This is a genomic window from Parabacteroides johnsonii DSM 18315 (assembly GCF_025151045.1).
GTDB classification, from domain to species: Bacteria; Bacteroidota; Bacteroidia; order Bacteroidales; family Tannerellaceae; genus Parabacteroides; species Parabacteroides johnsonii.
Window position 1 is genome coordinate 1,984,296 of the sequence record NZ_CP102285.1, and the last position, 17,779, is coordinate 2,002,074.

The 17,779-nt window shown below is 44.9% G+C and carries 15 protein-coding genes and 2 pseudogenes; 9 read left to right on the forward strand and 8 right to left on the reverse strand.

What is annotated here, in order from left to right; genetic code table 11:
• Positions 1–32: 32 nt before the first annotated feature.
• Positions 33–1,004 (forward strand): IS30 family transposase, encoded by a 972-nt coding sequence (locus tag NQ564_RS08100; RefSeq protein ID WP_129649829.1) that lies wholly within the window; start codon positions 33–35, stop codon positions 1,002–1,004.
• Positions 1,005–1,570: 566 nt separating this feature from the next.
• On the opposite strand, the pseudogene NQ564_RS08105 reads toward NQ564_RS08100, so the two are convergent.
• Positions 1,571–2,507: pseudogene (locus NQ564_RS08105) on the reverse strand (ISAon1 family transposase).
• A gap of 28 nt (positions 2,508–2,535) precedes the next feature.
• A complete protein-coding gene (locus tag NQ564_RS08110) occupies positions 2,536–2,895 on the reverse strand; it encodes an ISAon1 family transposase N-terminal region protein (protein WP_087375800.1) in 360 nt (119 codons plus the stop codon).
• Positions 2,896–3,073: 178 nt separating this feature from the next.
• Between NQ564_RS08110 and NQ564_RS08115 the strand changes: the two are divergent.
• The 3 genes and pseudogenes from NQ564_RS08115 to NQ564_RS08125 all read left to right on the forward strand — a co-directional run bounded on the left by NQ564_RS08115 (position 3,074) and on the right by NQ564_RS08125 (position 7,190).
• Positions 3,074–4,646: pseudogene (locus tag NQ564_RS08115) on the forward strand (IS1182 family transposase).
• Positions 4,647–4,987: 341 nt separating this feature from the next.
• Positions 4,988–5,923, forward strand: a complete 936-nt coding sequence (locus NQ564_RS08120; RefSeq protein ID WP_227963244.1) for a transposase — start codon at positions 4,988–4,990, stop codon at positions 5,921–5,923.
• A 328-nt stretch (positions 5,924–6,251) separates the two neighbouring features.
• Positions 6,252–7,190 carry a DMT family transporter gene (locus NQ564_RS08125; RefSeq protein WP_039848094.1) on the forward strand — a complete coding sequence of 313 codons (939 nt, stop codon included), beginning with the start codon at positions 6,252–6,254 and terminating at the stop codon, positions 7,188–7,190.
• 41 nt (positions 7,191–7,231) lie between these two features.
• On the opposite strand, the gene NQ564_RS08130 is transcribed toward NQ564_RS08125, so the two are convergent.
• Positions 7,232–8,134: a 1,4-dihydroxy-2-naphthoate polyprenyltransferase gene (locus tag NQ564_RS08130; RefSeq protein WP_087375716.1), complete on the reverse strand. Its 903-nt coding sequence runs from the start codon at positions 8,132–8,134 to the stop codon at positions 7,232–7,234.
• Positions 8,135–8,223: 89 nt separating this feature from the next.
• Here NQ564_RS08130 and NQ564_RS08135 point away from each other — a divergent pair, with 89 nt between their 5' ends.
• The 4 genes from NQ564_RS08135 to NQ564_RS08150 all read left to right on the forward strand — a co-directional run bounded on the left by NQ564_RS08135 (position 8,224) and on the right by NQ564_RS08150 (position 10,329).
• Entirely contained in the window at positions 8,224–8,628 is a 405-nt protein-coding gene (locus tag NQ564_RS08135; protein ID WP_008147848.1) for a hypothetical protein, read from the forward strand.
• A gap of 110 nt (positions 8,629–8,738) precedes the next feature.
• Positions 8,739–8,945, forward strand: a complete 207-nt coding sequence (locus NQ564_RS08140; protein WP_008155627.1) for a hypothetical protein — start codon at positions 8,739–8,741, stop codon at positions 8,943–8,945.
• Between the two features lie 32 nt (positions 8,946–8,977).
• Entirely contained in the window at positions 8,978–9,184 is a 207-nt protein-coding gene (locus NQ564_RS08145) for a hypothetical protein (RefSeq protein WP_008147854.1), read from the forward strand.
• 203 nt (positions 9,185–9,387) lie between these two features.
• The gene (locus NQ564_RS08150; RefSeq protein ID WP_039848097.1) at positions 9,388–10,329 is read left to right on the forward strand and encodes a calcium/sodium antiporter; all 942 of its coding nucleotides are present in this window, start codon (positions 9,388–9,390) and stop codon (positions 10,327–10,329) included.
• A gap of 6 nt (positions 10,330–10,335) precedes the next feature.
• Here the strand turns inward: NQ564_RS08150 and NQ564_RS08155 are convergent, their stop codons facing one another.
• The 5 genes from NQ564_RS08155 to NQ564_RS08175 form a co-directional block, all read right to left on the reverse strand.
• The gene (locus NQ564_RS08155; protein WP_008147858.1) at positions 10,336–11,631 is read right to left on the reverse strand and encodes an NCS2 family permease; all 1,296 of its coding nucleotides are present in this window, start codon (positions 11,629–11,631) and stop codon (positions 10,336–10,338) included.
• An 11-nt stretch (positions 11,632–11,642) separates the two neighbouring features.
• Positions 11,643–12,359 (reverse strand): nucleoside-specific channel-forming Tsx family protein, encoded by a 717-nt coding sequence (locus NQ564_RS08160; protein WP_008147860.1) that lies wholly within the window; start codon positions 12,357–12,359, stop codon positions 11,643–11,645.
• Positions 12,360–12,605: 246 nt separating this feature from the next.
• Complete coding sequence (locus NQ564_RS08165; protein WP_008147863.1) at positions 12,606–12,779, reverse strand: type II toxin-antitoxin system RelE/ParE family toxin; 174 nt, start codon at positions 12,777–12,779, stop codon at positions 12,606–12,608.
• A complete protein-coding gene (locus tag NQ564_RS08170; protein ID WP_008147870.1) occupies positions 12,773–12,976 on the reverse strand; it encodes a hypothetical protein in 204 nt (67 codons plus the stop codon). Before NQ564_RS08170 ends, NQ564_RS08165 begins: the two co-directional genes overlap by 7 nt.
• 144 nt (positions 12,977–13,120) lie before the next feature.
• On the reverse strand, positions 13,121–15,166 hold the full coding sequence (locus tag NQ564_RS08175) for a M13 family metallopeptidase (RefSeq protein ID WP_008155622.1): 2,046 nt from the start codon (positions 15,164–15,166) through the stop codon (positions 13,121–13,123).
• A 265-nt stretch (positions 15,167–15,431) separates the two neighbouring features.
• On the opposite strand from NQ564_RS08175, the gene NQ564_RS08180 reads away from it, so the two are divergent.
• On the forward strand, positions 15,432–17,771 hold the full coding sequence (locus tag NQ564_RS08180) for a beta-galactosidase (RefSeq protein WP_008155620.1): 2,340 nt from the start codon (positions 15,432–15,434) through the stop codon (positions 17,769–17,771).
• Positions 17,772–17,779 lie beyond the last annotated feature (8 nt).

The following is a 17,779-nucleotide window of genomic DNA, read 5'->3' on the forward strand; positions in this document are numbered from 1 at the left end:
GTCTCCTTAGGATTAATTATTTTTGTATTGTTATGAAGTATAAACAATTAACCCGTGAGCAAAGATATGCAATATCTTTGGGACTAAAAGAAGGTAAGACCCAAAAAGCGATAGCTCTTCAAATAGGAGTGTCGGCCAGTACGGTAAGTCGTGAGCTCAGACGCAATAAAAGTCATCGTGTTTATAGTTATAGCCTTGCGGATGAGATGTCGCGCGAACGGCGTGAACGTCTCCCCGGCAATCGTAAAATTCCTAGCGCCATAGAAAAAGAGGCGTTGCGTTTGTTGGTAGAAGAAGATTGGTCTCCCATGCAAATATCCGGTTATTTGAAGAGGAAAGGGTATAAGATCTCCCATGAGACCCTCTATAGACGTATACGTGCGGACTTTAGTGGTGAGCTTGCTTCCCATTGTCGTCACAAGATGAAGTATCGTCGGCATATATCCCGTCTTTGTCCTACAAAAGTCACGAACATCCCCAACCGCACGAGTATCCGCGAACGCCCTTTGGAAGCGGATGGCACCCGCTTCGGCGACTGGGAGATGGATCTTATCGTTGGCAAGGGGGGCAAAGGGGCGATCCTTACCTTAACCGAGAGGTCAAGCAACTTATTGCTGATGGAAAAGCTGCCCGATGGCAAGAAGGCAGCTTCCCTGCCGAGAGTGGTGAACCGTCTTCTGTTCCCTTATAGGGGCAAAGGCGTTAGGACCATAACGACGGATAATGGCGGCGAGTTTGCCTGCCATGAACTCATAGAGAAAAAGTTAAGAGCTACCGTCTATTTTACGGACAGTTATTGCTCTTGGCAAAAAGGGGCTATAGAGAATGCCAATAAGCTGGTTAGGCAGTACATCCCAAAAGGCACTGATTTTAATACGGTGAGCGACCGTTTCGTCATGGAGATACAGAAGAAGATCAACCGTAGGCCTCGGGAAAAGCTGGGCTTCAGAAGCCCCAAAGAGTATTTTTTCGAGAAATGGGAGCAACAAAAACGGGTGGTATAAATACCACCCGTACAAAAAGCCTTACTAATCATAGCCTGGCTTTGGTCAATAATTCTTTTTGTTTTTGCTGTCAAGGTTTCGGTTTCTTTTCATAGTTAGGGTTTTGATATGCACAAATGTAAACGATTATTTTAAAGTTTGCAAATCTTTATTGATTTTTCTTTTAATAATGACGATTTTTGGATGAATTTCATTTTTATGACTATAATTGCACTTGCTTGTTGACTCTACCGTGTAAAAATAATTCCAGATAAATTTGTTTTGTATAAAATAAAAGCGTTCCTTCGTGCTGTCATTCATTTTCAGAAAGATTATACGTATAGAGTGAACAAAAACAAAGGAGCCTTGACTGTGCAATGGGTATAGCTTGACAACTTTCAGGTCAAGCTTTTTTTGTAACAGTATATAACGACAAGAAATATAAATATCCCAAACCTTAACTATTAGAAAGAGCGTGTTGCCTCTATATTGGAGGGACACGCTTTTTTTAATAAGTTATGTTGCAGTTCTTTTATTTAGCCCGGTTATGTACGTATGAGGAGATACCTATATCCATAGAGAATTAATTATGCATACATATTGGTGAGTCTGAATAAGAAAAAAGCAATATCCCTCACGCCTCTTAGCTGTGCTCTAAAAGCTTTGATTTTAGAATTGAAGGACTCACTCGCGGCATTGGTGGAGCGTCTTTTAAAAAAGCCAACAATATTCAAGTAATGTGTTTGTATAGTTCTGGCAACAGTGCCAAAAGACAGGAAACCGGATTTGTCCACCTGATCATACCAATGCGCCAAACGCGTCAAGGCAATATCTGCCGATTGTGCCTGGTGATATATCAACCCTAACCTCATGCTTAAGTAATAGGCCTTCTTGATATCGGGATATTCTCGGAAAAGGATTTTAGCTCTTTTTCTTTGGCTCTCCGACCACAGTTCAGTTTTTTTGAACAAAAGATAACGGCTTCTGGCCAACAGCTGTTTTCGACTGTCCCCATTCTCAAATGTTTCAGTAACAAAAGGCTGTCCTGATGCTTTAGCGTATGTGATCTCGACCATTTCTTTATCCAAGGCTTCCCATCGTGCCTTTATCCGCATTTCCTGAACGGCTTCAAAAGCTAACTTTTGAACATGAAAACGATCGATAACCAGCTTGGCAGCCGGGAAACAGAGACGAGCTATCCGGGCCATATTGGGTTGCCATGTCCAATGTTATTTCCCGAACTTGAAACCGCCTGCGACGGGAAAGTTTGAGTATAACTTGGGATACCTTTTCTACGGATGTCCCTTTGATCATGGCGATGATTGTGCCTTTTCTTCCTTTGGCCTCTTTGTTAATCAGGATTGTATACAGTTCTCCCGACGACAGTGCCGTTTCGTCCAGCCCGACGTAGGGTCCAATGTTTTTCTCGAAGAGCATCCATTCTTCGGCATGGGCACGTTGCTCCCAATTCCTGAAATGACTCAGATGATTCTTATATTGGGACTCCAACAGTTTGGCTTCCATTCCGTAATGATCCGCCAAAAGACTAATGCTAAGAGCGCGAGAGTCGATCCAATGCTTTTAAAAAAGACGCAAATTCAGTCGTTATTTGCGTTCCTTCTGCCACTAATTTCCAATTGCGGCTTACATATTTGCCAGTACTGTGATTGAACCATCTTCGTTTTTTGATAAACAACAGGCAGCTACGCCCACGCATCGGATAATCCTGCATCCTGACTTGTTCATAAAAGCCCTTGCTCTCCAAGTTATCGGTTGCATATTCTTGGGGGTGTATATTCTTCTCTTCAAAGTATATTTCTACCCTATCCGACTTTTCTTTGAAATCAGACAACTCAAAGTAATCAAACATTCCCTCCGGAAAGATAAAACGAAGAAATTGATCGTAACTCATCTCTTTTATTTTTTTACTGCCACTAAGATACGATTTTTTCCCCTCAGGATTTCGGGATGATCCGTCTTATTCTTTTTATAAGATATGAAAATCAAGATAAATAACTTGATTTTCTATTGCAAGAACTTGCCCAAGTTCTGATATTTTTGTAATTTAGTGACAAATAAACGCTTGCAAGATGCCAGAAAATTTACACTTCAGAAGTTATGATCCCGATCAAACGCTACTTTTTCCCCAGAGGATCGACCGGGATATCCCTAAGGATGATCCTGTACGTATCCTCAAGTCGGTTATCGAGAGCCTGGACCTGTCAGGTTTCAAGAAACTATACCATGAGCGTGGCCGCAGCCCTTATCATCCCAAAATGATGCTCATGGTAATCCTTTATAGTTACATGAATAACGTATACTCATGCCGAAAAATAGAGAAACTCCTATACCGGGACATCTATTATATCTGGCTGTCGGGATATCAGAAGCCTGACTTCGCTACCATCAACCGTTTCCGTAACCGTGTCAAGAATGAGATCGGACATATATTCACCCTCTTAGTGTTGATATTGGTAGAGAAAGGTTTTGTCACGCTTGAGGTCGAGTACCTTGACGGGACGAAGATAGAATCCAAGGCGAACAAGTATACCTTCGTATGGCGCAAGAGCGTGGAAAGGAACCGTGAGAAGCTGTTGGAGAAAATCCGTGTGTTACTCCAGCAGATCAACGAGCAGATGGCACAAGACAAGGCGGCCGATGTTGACACCTTGGAGCTTACCCCCAGACATTGTGCGAGATCTCCAAGGAATTCAAGGAGGCACTCGGTTCGGCACCTGAGGCAAAGACAAAGGAAGAGAAGGCCGCAATTCCATCTCCAAGACCGATCCCTCGGCCACATTCATGCGCATGAAGGAAGACGCCATGTGTAATGGACAAACCAAGCCCGGTTACAACTTGCAGATATCCTCCGAGAACCAATTCATCACAGACTTCGCCCTCTTTCCGAACCCGACCGACACGCTGACCTTCATACCATTCCTTGGCTCTTTCCCGGGCCGTTACGGTCGTTTCCCAAAAAGGGTCGTCGCCGACTCCGGATACGGCTCGGAAGAGAACTACCGTTTCATGGACGAAGCCGGCATTGAGGGGTTCGTCAAATACAATCGTTTCCATTTGGAACACCGTCCCCGCTATAAACCTGACACCTTTCATCCCGACAGCCTCTATTATAATGAGGAAGGAGATTATTACATATGCCCGATGGGGCAGCGCATGTCCCGGACCGGTACGCTACAAACCCGGACGGAGGGCGGTTATATCTCCCAGAGCGCCTGTTATCGCGCCATACGATGCAAGGGGTGTCCCTTGCGCTGCCTCTGTTACAAGGCCAAGGCCAACCAAAGGACGATCAGGGTCAATCACCGGCTTAATGCCTATAAACGAAAGGCCTGTGAATTATTGACTTCAGAAGAAGGGATCAAGGAAAGGGGGAGGCGGTGCATTGAACCGGAGGCAGTCTTCGGACAGATGAAGTCCAATATGGCTTACCGCCGTTTCAGGCATATGGGAAAAGACAAGGTCGTGATGGATTTTACCTTCTTTGCCATAGCCTTCAATATAAAGAAACTATGTTCAATGATGAGAAAAGTAGACAAAAAGAGAAGAAAAGCGTCTTCTTATGGAAAATTCGCGGTTATTTTTATTTGTTACATGCATAAACTGGAGATATGCCAGGATAAGTTTGAAAAAATGACGGCATAATCAAATTTATTGCTTTATGGACACAAAAAAGAGGCTGCACATAATCAGGAATTATGACACATTTACATTTGCAGTATTAAATATCACAATAAAATATAAGTGTATATTTGAAAAGAAGAGTTGCAGTGAACTAACTTTGACACTACTCTTAAATGACTATAGGCTGAATCAGACTGCAACTCTCTTAATAGGAGAACCTAGCCAGTTAGAATTGTAGGCTCACGACCTAATAAATGTATTAGCTGTTTCTCCTTCATGTTTAATACTGTAAAATACAAAATTATGAATTATTCTCATTTTGTAGGTCTTGATGTAGGAAAAAAACTTTTGATGCATCATTAATGTCTGCGGCCGAAAAAGAGTTGTCTCACAAGTCTTTTGATAACACTCCAGAAGGGATTCAATCTTTATTGGATTGGATAGCAGGTTATCATCTCTCTTTATCCAAACTCTTGTTCTGTGCTGAAAACATGGGAAGCTATGTCACAGAGTTATCTGTTTCCAGTGTCTCCATGGGATTTTCCCTGGCTTTGGTTTGCCCGTTGACCATCAAGAAGTCCATAGGCTTGCAACGAGGCAAAAATGACCGCATTGACGCCAAAAGGATAGCGAACTATGCGGTATTACATTATCGAAAACTAGAGTTATATAAATTACCTAACAAAGACTTGGTGAGACTGCGGGGATGGATTATTATACGTGACAATTTGGTCAAGCAAAAAGTATCAAGCATAAAGTTATTGGAAACATTCTCCCAGATGGCTAAGTTGGCTGATGTGACAGAATCCATTTCTTTTTTGGAAGAGCAGCTCAAGTCGATAAAAGAAAAGATCCTGCAGGTGGAAGAGGTTATGGAGCAACTAATAGCCGCTAGTAGTTCTCTTTGCACAAACTACTTGTTATTAAGAAGTATAAAAGGTATAGGGATAATCAATGCCATTGTATTACTGTGTGTTACTAACAATTTTCAAAGATTTGACAACCCAAGGAAGTTTGCTTGTTATTGCGGGGTTACTCCCTTTGAACATACTTCGGGTATTTCCATACGAGGAAAAACGCAGACTTCTCCATTGGCTAACAAAGAAGTAAAAGTGTACCTTACCCGGGCAGCTATTACTGCCATCTCTTGGGATCCGCAGATGAAAGCATATTATAAAAGGAAAATAGCGGAGGGGAAACATAAAGCATCTGTAATCAATGCAGTAAGAGCCAAAATCATAGCAAGGTCTTTTGCTGTGATACGAAGACAGACTCCATTTGTAACATTAGTCGTATAATAAAAGGTCCTTAATTTCGAAAACATCTTAGGTTTAGGAAGTAGCTATACACTTCTGAAGAGTTGTTATGTCTATATACGAACTTACCCAAGGATACGTTAATGTTCGTAAACTTGGGTAAGATTTGAGAGATATTGTTTGGAGAGGACTTAGAATTCAGCCCCCCTTGTTTCGACTTTGATAAAACATCGTTTTAGAGAGGCTAAATCCTATGGAATAGACCTCGTCACTCTATAGGTTTATGGAATGCGAGCAAGTATCAGACATAAATCTTGATCCGTTTGCCCATTTCTACTATCTTTGCAGCCGTTTTACGAGAAAAAATACTATGAACAATTTAAAAGGATTTGCCTTTGGTATCTTGACATCTGCGACATTCGGATTGATCCCGTTGTTTACCTTGCCCTTGATGGCAAAAGGGATGCAATTCGATTCCATCCTGTTCTATCGTTTCCTGTTCGCGGCATTGGCCCTGACAGGTATTATGGCCGCAAAGAACGAATCTTTCCATGTGGAAAAGCGGGACATTCCGGTACTGGTGTTATTAGGCTTTTTCTATACAGCTTCAGCCATGTTCCTGTTCTGGGGATATAACTTCATGTCGGCCGGTATCGCAACAACCCTACATTTCACCTATCCGATATTCGTGACACTGATCATGCTGCTCGTTTTCCGAGAAAAGACTTCCTGGATCACACTGATGGCGATCATACTGGCTATTTGCGGAGTGGCCCGCCTCTCGATAGGTGAAGGCACGGACAGTTCGGACCTTCCATCCCTTACCGACCATCCCTCCGCATTGGGTATTTTCATCGTACTGCTGTCGGCGATAGGATATGCACTTTACATTACGACCGTCAATAAATCCCGAGTGCAAAAGATGACCGGCCGCTGCCTGACTTTCTATGTATTCATTGTCAGTACGATCCTATTTGCCATCAAGGCCGGAACCAATCAGGGCATACAACCGATTCCCGACTGGATGTCCTTTGCCAACCTGATCCTGCTGGCGATCGTTCCGACCGTCATCTCTAATATCACCCTCGTACTTGCCGTACGGGGTATCGGCGGGACGCTTACCGCTGTATTGGGGGCCGTGGAACCTATCACCGCCGTATGTGTCGGGGTATTGGTTTTCAGCGAACCTTTCACCCCTAACCTGGCGATAGGTATCCTGCTTATCATCATCGCCGTCACCCTGATCATCCTGTCCAAATCGATACAAAGTACCCTACGAAAAATATACAGGGCAGCCCGATTACGGTAAGAGAGAGGGGTACGTATTCTGAGTTTCTGCATCCGGTAATATCAATTTGACACACCCCCTATATATAGGAATAAAAGAGAAAGGACGGATGCAAAAAGAAATACATTGCGTGCTGTATGCCCCAATGTACGGTTTAACGCTCTCCCTTCCAGCGTAAACAATTCCCGTGTCGTGTAAAAGCAAAGGGCGAACAGGATTCCGAATAAAAACAGAATCCACCAGGGAGCATCCAATATAAGCGGAAGAACCAAGAGAAACGCCATACATTCATTTAAAACATAAAACACCCGTCCTGCACGGCGACCGAACAAAACGATTGTCGTCCGTTTGCGGGCAGCCTTATCCTGCTCGTAATCCCGGTAATTATTGACAATTAAGATATTCACAGACAAAAGCCCCAGAGCCACAGATAGCAAAAAAGACAATAAGGAGAAATTCAACGTCTGTATATAATAGGTGAAACAGACCGGTATAACCCCGTAAAACAACAATACGCAGACATCCCCCAAGCCGTTATAAGCCAAAGGAAAAGGACCGGCAGAATAAGCCAGCACACATATGGCGATCGCAATCCCCACCCCTATCAGCCGCCAGTCCGCGAAACAAACCAGCAACAAACCCGCCGCGCAGGCCAATCCCAATGTGACGAACGTGCCTACCAGCATGGCCTTCGGAGTGATCCACCCCTCGGCGACCGCCCGCTCCGGCCCTAACCGATCTTCCCGGTCGGCTCCTTTCTTAAAATCGAAATAATCGTTTGCAAAGTTACTGGCTATCTGGGCGAAGAGAGCCACAAGGAGGCACAATACCGCCGGCACGACATCGAACACCCCGTCATAGTAGGCCAATGCGCATCCCAACAAAACCGGACTGACAGAGGCTGGCAAGGTTCTGGGACGTGCCGCCTCTACCCAAGCTCCAACAAGAGATTTTTTATTTTCCATATCTGTTTTCAGCATAATTTGCATGCAAAAATAAAAACAAAAAGGGCACATATTTGTTTTTTACGCAAGAATTCATATATCTTTGCAGCATGAAAAATTTTCTATTCATATTAACTCTACTGTTCGGTATGTTGCTTTTTGTACCCGAAGACGTACAGAACAACGATCCTACGCCCGACTTACAGGCGCAGAAAGAGGCTGTTATGATGGAAAAAGGGACTACCGACATGCAACATAATCTGGAAATCCTCAGCAGTGACCTGAAAGGCAGCAATTGCCTGACACCTCGCAGAAGTATCCAGAATGTCAGCAATACCCTAAACATACGGTTACTGAAGATTGAAGAAAGAGCCATCCAGTATTTTCGCTTGAAAGAAATTAATCTTCTCCGGAAAGTATCCGAAGAGGTAACAATATGTCAAACCATTAACTTTTCAACTCTCCTCTGCCGCATGGGATATCATGTGTATGGCCTGCGGAAAATCATTATTTAATTGTAAGTGAATCACTTGTTTTTTGTATGGGATATAAATTCCGTACCGTTATCTTATTTTGCATTTTTGAAAAATGCGAACAACTCATCATTCACTTAAAAATTAAATATATGTCTACTAAAAAGAATAAATTCAGCATCTATATCTATGTCGTTATTACTATTATCGGTTGTGTACTCGCTTGCAGCTCCATCATTCCGAACGATTATCTGAAACTGGTAGTTGTTATGGGAGCCCTCGGTGTCGGCTTGTATGGCATCATGAAAGGCCTTAGCACTCCTTCAGGGGCAGAAGAAACAGCCACTCCTGAAAAATAAAGGATTGTTTCACAACCTAAAAATGTACAGACATGAAAATAAATAAAGATCTTGTGGATGCAACCATGATGTTGTCATTCATTATTCTGGTATTGATCGGAACAACCGACTTCTCCGATATGTTATTAAAAGAGATAACAATGGGTGGCCTCGCCCTGCTGAGTGTGGCAATGGTTACCTTACGGATCATCTATATGCGGCAGGAAGCCAATAGTCCGAAGAATGAAGAATACGAATAGTAAAGAATAATTCCTAACAACCCTAACTGAATGTCTATTCGCTTCCTGTCATTTACTTCGTGGTGATCTCGAGGTTTTCCGAGGTACGTTTTTCTGCCTATAAAACAACTTGCTGTTTACTTGGTTACGGCAAATATTCTTTGCCGGGATGGCAGGAAGCAAGACATTTTAATAGATTAACAACGAATAAGGAAAAAGGGGCCATGATAACAAGTCTGACGTTATTGATTCTCTCGCTGGCGGCACTTTACATAGGGGCCGGCTGGTTGGTTCAGGGGAGTTCCGCTTTAGCTCTCAAAGCCAAAATTTCACCTTTGGTAATCGGTCTGACCATCGTCGCATTCGGGACAAGCGCACCCGAACTAGTAGTAAGCCTAAATGCCACGCTCAGAGGACAAGGTGATATAGCTATCGGAAACATCGTAGGCTCGAACATCTTCAATATCGGAGTCATATTAGGAGTTTCGGCAACCATTTGCCCGCTTCAAGTAAAAAAACAATTGCTCCGAATCGATATCCCGGTCATGCTGGCCGCAACCGTACTGCTCACCATCCTTTTCTGGAACGGGACATTGGGCCGGACAGAAGGACTTTTCTTTCTGACAGGTATCATCATTTATACATTATTCAGCCTGTTCCACTCCCGCAAGCATGGAGAAGAAGGGCCGAGCCAGGAGCTCGAAGAACAACCGGGGCACTGGATTGCCGATACGCTGGCCATCGTCGGGGGGCTAGTTGTATTGGTTTTTGCTTCCCGATTATTGGTGGACAATGCGATTTCCATTGCCAAAGAACTCGGGGTGAGCGAAGCGGTTATCGGACTTACGATCGTCGCCGCCGGAACAAGTATGCCGGAGTTGGCAACATCCATCGTTGCCGCTTATAAGCGTAAAACGGATATTGCCATCGGGAATATCGTCGGCTCAAACTTATTCAATATACTGGCCATCGCCGGTTCTTGTTCGCTTATACATCCCATCGAGGCCAATAATGTAAACTACATCGACCTGCTAGTCATGTTGGGCATATCCGTCTTGTTATTGCCGCTGGTGAAAAGTGGTCAAAAAATATCCCGTACGGAAGGGTTCGTGTTGGTTCTCTTCTATGTGATTTACATGTTCTGGTTACTTCGCGACACCTTCTGACGGCATTTATGCAAAAATAAATTTCAAGATGAACAGGCCTGCCAACACATACATGGTAGGGCTTACCTCTCTATGTTTGCCACATCCTGACTTGACCAGTACATAGCACAGCAATCCAACAACCATTCCGTCGGCAATAGAATAGGTCAGCACCATCATGATCATGGTGATAAAAGCCGGAAGCGCCTCAGAAATATCGTCCATATCGACTTTTGTGATAGAATCCATCATAAACACCCCGACCAGAACCAAAGCCCCCGTCGTTGCCGCACTCGGAATCAAAAGGAACAGGGGAGCAAAGAACAAAGCCAGTAAAAACAGCACACCCGTCACCAGTGAAGTGAACCCCGAACGTCCGCCTTCCGCAATACCGGAAGCGCTCTCTACATAGGTAGTAATCGTAGAACTTCCCATCATGGAGCCTATCGTCGTACCGATCGCATCGGACATCATCGCCTCCTTTACGTGAGGAATCTGTCCGTCTTCCTCCATAATACCTGTTTTCGAAGCCAGGCCGACCAGCGTACCGACCGTATCGAATATATTCATAAACAGTAAGGTAAAGATGACGATTGCCATATCCAGTGTAAAAAATTCATTGAAATCGAACCGGCAAAACGTTGGCGCCATCGAATGAGGAACGGAAACAGGCAGGAATCCATCCGGAATTTCCGTCACTCCTAACGGAATACCGATCAGCGTACAGATCAGAATGCTGTAGAACAACGCTCCCTTCACCTTCCTCAAGACCAGGATACCGCTCAACAGAATCCCCACCATCGCCAGGACCGAAACCGGGGTAAACGGTCCGAACATCACGAAAGTCGCCGGATTCGGAACGATGATACCAGCATTCTTCAACCCCACGAAAGCGATGAACATGCCGATCCCCGCCGAAATAGCGAAACGCAGGTTCATCGGTATGCTATTCAAGATCACCTCCCGAACGTTCAGAAACGTAATCAGGATAAAAATCACTCCCTCCACAAACATCGCCGTCATAGCGGTCTGCCAGGAATACCCCATGCCTTGCACCAGTGTAAAAGCGAAAAAGGCGTTCAGCGCCATACTGGGAGCCTGGGCAAAAGGCAGCTTTGCCATAAAAGCCAGCAGTAAGGTAGCGAGGGCCGAAGCTAAAGCGGTTGCGGTAAAAACGGCGCCTTTATCCATCCCCGTCGTTGCCAGGATAGAGGGATTGACGGCCAGGATATAGCTCATTGTCAAGAATGTCGTAATCCCGGCAATGATCTCCGTACGCAACGTCATTGTCTGCGGGTCGAACCCAAGTAACTTCTTCAGCATTTCCAACCAGATTAATCGAATGACCACTTAATTGCCAATGTCGGAATGGCATAAAACCCTTTACGTGCACCGAAATTCTGGCTCAGTTCCACCTCGCTACCGACACTCAACTTAAACTTATCATCAACATGTTTCAGCTTGTTAAGGTTCACCCAAAACTGAGGTTCGGCCAGGAAAATAAAGTTCCGATGGCTACCGTCCGCATAATCGGTCCGTTCCCTCCACCAATCGGCGAAACCGCTGAATGTACAAAGACCGTTCTTGGCAAAATGGACATACCAAGTACCTGTCAACTGGAAATTGTTGGGCTCCCGATGTTTCTGGATATATTTATACATGGCGGTAAGTGTGAAACCTTTCGTAAAATCCGGATTATTCCAGGTATAGGTCGCACCGCCGAGGTAGGCGTTATTATAGGAGAAACAATTCGACGCTCCCCCGTTATATTCGACATGTATGGAAAAAGGTGGTTGCCAAAAACGCAACTCGCGGGCAATTTCCCAATAGCCGGCAGCAACGCCTTTACTGGTATAGTCCATATCGACAAAGAAATAGGTACTCCCCCATTTATCCGCTTTAAACATTTCCACCGTCGAGGTCAGCACCGGACGGCCATGTAAGTCCTTATCATAAAGAGCACCCCCGAAATCATAATGTAATTGCACATTCTGTGCCTTCCCTTGGCAAACAATCGCCAGCAAAGCCGCCAACACAAAGAGCTTTCTCATCTTATTATCCTAAATTGTTAAAGTGTTAAAGAAAGATGCAAAGATACAAAAAAGAGATGCATCAAAGCAACATAACTTCTATACATCTCTATATATAAAGGCGGAGTATCTTTTTCGAAGCCGGCAATCCTTATGGCGATCGCTTTTACGTCGTCTGCATTTCCACAATGGAATGAGAATATTATTTCTTGCCTGTAATATCCTCCAATAACTTCGAAAGACTTTGCCGACAATCAAAAACCGTCATTATGTAAATATATCAGGATTAAGATATAACATTGAAACAGAGACGACAATATTAGATATAATATGGTTCGCTACACTCTCACTGGCATTTTCTTTATAATAGGTTTTGATATCCTTAAGTCTCTTTTGAGCTTTTCGAGTCCATTGGATTTTGGTTATTTTCTTTTCTACCATGTCTTTATTTCCTTAAGAAGATCTTCATGAGATATATAACGGTTATGAACTATATCTTCCTCAGCCTCTTCTATTTCCTTTCTTAAGGCTTTTTTATTTAATAATAAAGGATAAGTTTCAACTTGGGAATGGTACATTCTTTTTATCCAACGCTCGGCTTTGGTTATTGCCTCTTCATTGTTGAGCAGTTCAGCCATTTGTTGCAATATACTCGACGCGAATTTAATTCAAAGGTTGTCATAACAATTCTTTTATCTATTTGCGCCAAAGGTAAAAAAATATCCTGATACAAAACATTTTATACCAGGATATTCTTTATAAAAATTCAATCTGTCGGGACTCTACCAAATCACCACCCGGTCAGCCGGTAGCATGTACATCGGTTCGCCTTCTTTGATATCGAATGCGGTGTAGAAAGCATCGATGTTGCGGAGAGCGGCGTTGACACGCCATTTGCCTAATGAGTGCGGGTCGATCTTGGTCAGACGCAAGATTTCTTCGGGACGGATATTTTGAGCCCAGAGATTGGCATACCCCAAATAGAAACGCTGTTCATTGGTAAAACCGTCGATCGGAGCCGGTATCTCCTTTCCTTCCAAAGAATTGAGGTAAGCTAAATGAGCGACCATCAAGCCACCCTGATCGGCAATATTTTCTCCCAAAGTGAAACGACCGTTGGCATGAACGCTATCCACAACAATAATATCGCTGTATTGCTGAGCCAGACGGTCGGCACGTTGCGTAAAGAGAGCGGCGTCTTCGGCTGTCCACCAGTCACTCAGATTACCTTCCTTGTCATAGTTACGTCCCTGATCGTCGAATCCGTGAGTCATTTCGTGACCGATCACAACACCGATAGCACCATAGTTCACGGCATCGTCAGCTTCCGGATTGAAGAAAGGAGGTTGTAGGATGGCGGCAGGGAAACAAATCTCGTTCGTTGTCGGATTGTAATAAGCATTTACCGTCTGCGGACTCATTCCCCAACGAGCCTTATCGACCGGTTTGTCTACATCCGCCAACATATAATTGACTTCAAAGATATTGGAACGGCGTACGTTCGCCCAATAAGAATCATTCTTGATCTCCAGACCGCTATAGTCGCGCCAAGTGTCGGGATAGCCGATCTTGACGATAAAAGCAGCCAATTTCTCCTGCGCCTTCGCCTTTGTAGCATCGCTCATCCATTCCAGGCCGGAGATACGGTCACCTAACGCTTTCTGCAAGTCACCGACCATCTTCAACATCTTTTCTTTAGAAGAAGCCGGAAAATATTTAGCCACATACATCTGGCCGACAGCTTCCGACAAAGCACTGTTCACCGTAGACAAAGCACGTTTCCAACGCGGTTGCTGTTCCTGACGACCGGACATCGTCTTCCCATAGAAATCGAAATCAGCAGCAACAAATGGATCGCTCAGGTAAGGAGCGGCAGAGCTAAGCAAATTGAATGTCAGGTAATATTTCTGCTCATCCAAAGTCGTATTCTTCATCAAGGCCGACAGACCTTCGTAAAACGAAAGCTGTTTTGCATCCAGATATTTGATATCCATCATCCCCATGCTTTCGAAATAGACATCCCAGTTCAAAGGATCGTTCTTAGCCTTGAATTCTTCGATAGACATCTTATTATAGTTCTTTTGGGAATCGCGCAGGTCTTCACGGCTAAAAGAAACTTCAGCAATACCTCTTTCGATCTTCATGATCGCATCAACGGCAGCATCGGCCTGTTCAGGAGAGCTTCCGATCAGGGTAAACAGACGGGTAATGTAGTTCTTATAGGCTTCGCGCATTTTCTGGCTACTTTCGTCTTCCAGCAGGTAATAATCGCGATCCCCCATACCCAGCCCAGCCTGGTACAACTGTACGATATTCATGGAACTGTTCTTTTCGTCAGCTCCGACATACAAGGCGAAGAAAGGAGCCATCCCCTCTTTATGCAAGGTTGCCACCATCTTGGTCAGTTCGTCCTTCGTACCTAACTTGTTGATTTCAGCGAGCTGATCCTTGATCGGGGCATAACCGTCTTCATTCAGTTTCACACTATCCATCCCCATTGCGAACAACAGACCGATCTTTTGCCCGACGCTCCCCTCCTGCCCGGGTGTCTCACTGAGACCTTCGATAAGCGTACGGATCTGTTCCTGATTGTTATCCCTAAGCTGGTCGAAAGTACCGAAACGGGCATATTCCGGTTTCAGCGGATTATTCTTCATCCAGCCACCACAAGCATACTGATAGAAATCGGTTCCTGGTGCCACGGCGGTGTCCAGGTTTGCCAGATTGATAGCGTCATTCTTCGCTGCCTCCTTCACAGGAGTCGTACTGCATCCCACCATTGCGGCCATTCCGGCGGCAACAAGCGGTATCACCATTAACTTTTTCATTTTGTTCAACGTTTAATCATTCATTATGTCCGGCAAAGGTACGCAAATTGAATTATTATAATGACAGAAAAAACGGCAATTTCATTACAAATGAAAATGTTAATTTATATTACCCGCCAGTGTAATTTCAAAAACATGGGGTAGTAATCCGATTTACATGGGGTAGAAGTGACATTTTGATAAAAGAAAGAATCTGTTTACGGTACTCCGGCTTGTTTTTTATGTGTACTTTTACCCCCAAATATTTATAAACTAATTTTATATCATGAAGTACCTACAAAATACAGCTATCTGGCTGACAGCCCTGCTCCTTTTCGCCTTTTCCGGCTGTAACCAAAAGCCGGCAGGAGAACACACATTTGCGATCGGCAACAAAACATTCCTGTTAGACGGAAAGCCTTTTGTGATCAAAGCCGCAGAGATCCATTACACCCGTATTCCGGCCGAATATTGGGAACACCGTATCCAACTTTGCAAAGCACTTGGCATGAATACGATCTGCATCTATGCATTCTGGAATATCCACGAACAAAAACCCGGCGAATTCGATTTCAGCGGCCAGAACGATATTGCCGCTTTCTGCCGTCTGGCTCAAAAATACGATATGTATATCATGCTACGCCCCGGTCCATACGTCTGCTCCGAATGGGAAATGGGAGGACTGCCTTGGTGGTTGCTGAAAAAAGACGATATCAAACTACGAACCAACGATCCTTATTTTCTGGAACGGACCAAACTGTTCATGAATGAAATCGGGAAACAACTTGCCGACCTCCAGATCACCAAAGGAGGCAATATTATTATGGTACAGGTCGAAAACGAATACGGTTCCTATGCAACCGATAAGGAATACATCGCCAACATCCGAGACATCGTGAAGGGAGCCGGATTTACAGACGTTCCTCTATTCCAATGCGATTGGAGTTCCAATTTCCAGAACAACGCCCTCGACGACTTGGTATGGACCATCAATTTCGGTACTGGAGCCAATATAGACGAACAATTCAAGAAACTGAAAGAAGTACGCCCCAACACCCCGCTCATGTGTAGTGAGTTCTGGAGCGGCTGGTTCGACCATTGGGGGCGCAAGCACGAAACACGCGATGCGGAAACAATGGTATCCGGTCTTAAGGACATGCTTGACAGGGGCATCTCATTCTCCCTTTACATGACGCATGGAGGAACGACTTTCGGCCATTGGGGAGGGGCCAACAGCCCTGCCTATTCGGCCATGTGCAGTTCTTACGATTATGACGCACCTATCAGCGAGGCAGGATGGACGACACCCAAATATTTCAAATTACGTGAACTCCTCGCAGACTATATGGACGAAGGGAAAACACAGTCAGAGGTACCGGCAGCAAAACCGATCATCGAAATACCCGAATTCGAAATAAAGGAGGTCGCTCCTTTATTCGGTAACCTGCCGGAGCCGAAGACTTCTGAAAACATCCAACCGATGGAACAGTTCGATCAAGGCTGGGGAACGATCCTGTACCGTACCACTCTGCCTGCCGTTACCTCCGGCACAACCCTTCTGATTACGGAAGTGCATGATTGGGCACAGGTCTATGCAAACGGAAAACTCCTGGGACGCCTGGACCGCCGCCGCGGTGAGAACTCCCTCAAACTGCCGGCTTTAGCAGCCGGGACACAGTTGGACATCCTGATAGAGGCTATGGGGCGTGTCAATTTCGACAAAGCGATCCACGACCGCAAAGGGATCACCGAGAAAGTGGAATTGCTGAACGAAAGCTCCACTCAGGAATTGAAGAACTGGCAAGTGTATAGTTTTCCGGTGGATTATCCATTCGTGAAAGAAAAAAAGTATGCCCCAGGCAAGAAATTAGACGGACCCGCTTATTACCGTGCGACATTCAATCTGGAAGAAGCGGGCGATGTATTCCTCGATATGCAGACCTGGGGAAAAGGGATGGTTTGGGTAAACGGGAAAGCGATAGGCCGTTTCTGGGAAATCGGGCCGCAACAAACGCTCTTTATGCCGGGTTGCTGGTTGAAAAAAGGCGAAAATGAAATTATCGTCCTCGACTTGTTAGGTCCAGAGAAGGCAACGATCAAAGGTCTGGATAAACCGATTCTGGATATGCTGCGTGCCGAAGCACCGATGACACACCGCAAGGAAGGTGAAAACCTGAACCTCAAAAACGAAAAGCCGGTGGCCTCAGGCACATTGAAACCCGGCAATGGCTGGCAAGAAGTCAAATTCGATGCCCCTGTAAAAGCCCGTTTCTTCTGCTTCGAAGCACTAAGCTCCCAAAATGGCAATGACAACGCCGCCATTGCCGAATTCTACCTGTTGGGCGAAAACGGGAAACCGCTCTCCCGCCAACATTGGCAGATCGCATATGCCGACAGTGAAGAGACACGGGGTGGAAACTTCACCGCCGATAAAATATTCGACCTGCAGGAATCGACTTATTGGAGTACGGCCCGCGGTGACAAATACCCACATCAAGTCGTGATCGACCTACGCGAAGAGGTGGTTGTTTCCGGCTTCCAGTATCTGCCCCGGGCAGAAGAAGGATATCCGGGCATGGTCAAAGAATATAAGGCATATACAAAAATGAGCCCGTTCAAGTTTTAATCCACAGA

Coding starts and splice junctions, on each gene's coding strand:
- NQ564_RS08120 (WP_227963244.1), top strand. CDS start 4,988: ATGTCTGCGGCCGAAAAAGAGTTGTCTCACAAGTCTTTTGATAACACT.
- NQ564_RS08140 (WP_008155627.1), top strand. CDS start 8,739: ATGTCTACTAAAAAGAATAAATTCAGCATCTATATCTATGTCGTTATT.
- NQ564_RS08160 (WP_008147860.1), bottom strand. CDS start 12,359: ATGAGAAAGCTCTTTGTGTTGGCGGCTTTGCTGGCGATTGTTTGCCAA.
- NQ564_RS08155 (WP_008147858.1), bottom strand. CDS start 11,631: ATGCTGAAGAAGTTACTTGGGTTCGACCCGCAGACAATGACGTTGCGT.
- NQ564_RS08135 (WP_008147848.1), top strand. CDS start 8,224: ATGAAAAATTTTCTATTCATATTAACTCTACTGTTCGGTATGTTGCTT.
- NQ564_RS08145 (WP_008147854.1), top strand. CDS start 8,978: ATGAAAATAAATAAAGATCTTGTGGATGCAACCATGATGTTGTCATTC.
- NQ564_RS08170 (WP_008147870.1), bottom strand. CDS start 12,976: ATGGCTGAACTGCTCAACAATGAAGAGGCAATAACCAAAGCCGAGCGT.
- NQ564_RS08110 (WP_087375800.1), bottom strand. CDS start 2,895: ATGAGTTACGATCAATTTCTTCGTTTTATCTTTCCGGAGGGAATGTTT.
- NQ564_RS08125 (WP_039848094.1), top strand. CDS start 6,252: ATGAACAATTTAAAAGGATTTGCCTTTGGTATCTTGACATCTGCGACA.
- NQ564_RS08175 (WP_008155622.1), bottom strand. CDS start 15,166: ATGAAAAAGTTAATGGTGATACCGCTTGTTGCCGCCGGAATGGCCGCA.
- NQ564_RS08100 (WP_129649829.1), top strand. CDS start 33: ATGAAGTATAAACAATTAACCCGTGAGCAAAGATATGCAATATCTTTG.
- NQ564_RS08165 (WP_008147863.1), bottom strand. CDS start 12,779: ATGGTAGAAAAGAAAATAACCAAAATCCAATGGACTCGAAAAGCTCAA.
- NQ564_RS08180 (WP_008155620.1), top strand. CDS start 15,432: ATGAAGTACCTACAAAATACAGCTATCTGGCTGACAGCCCTGCTCCTT.
- NQ564_RS08150 (WP_039848097.1), top strand. CDS start 9,388: ATGATAACAAGTCTGACGTTATTGATTCTCTCGCTGGCGGCACTTTAC.
- NQ564_RS08130 (WP_087375716.1), bottom strand. CDS start 8,134: ATGGAAAATAAAAAATCTCTTGTTGGAGCTTGGGTAGAGGCGGCACGT.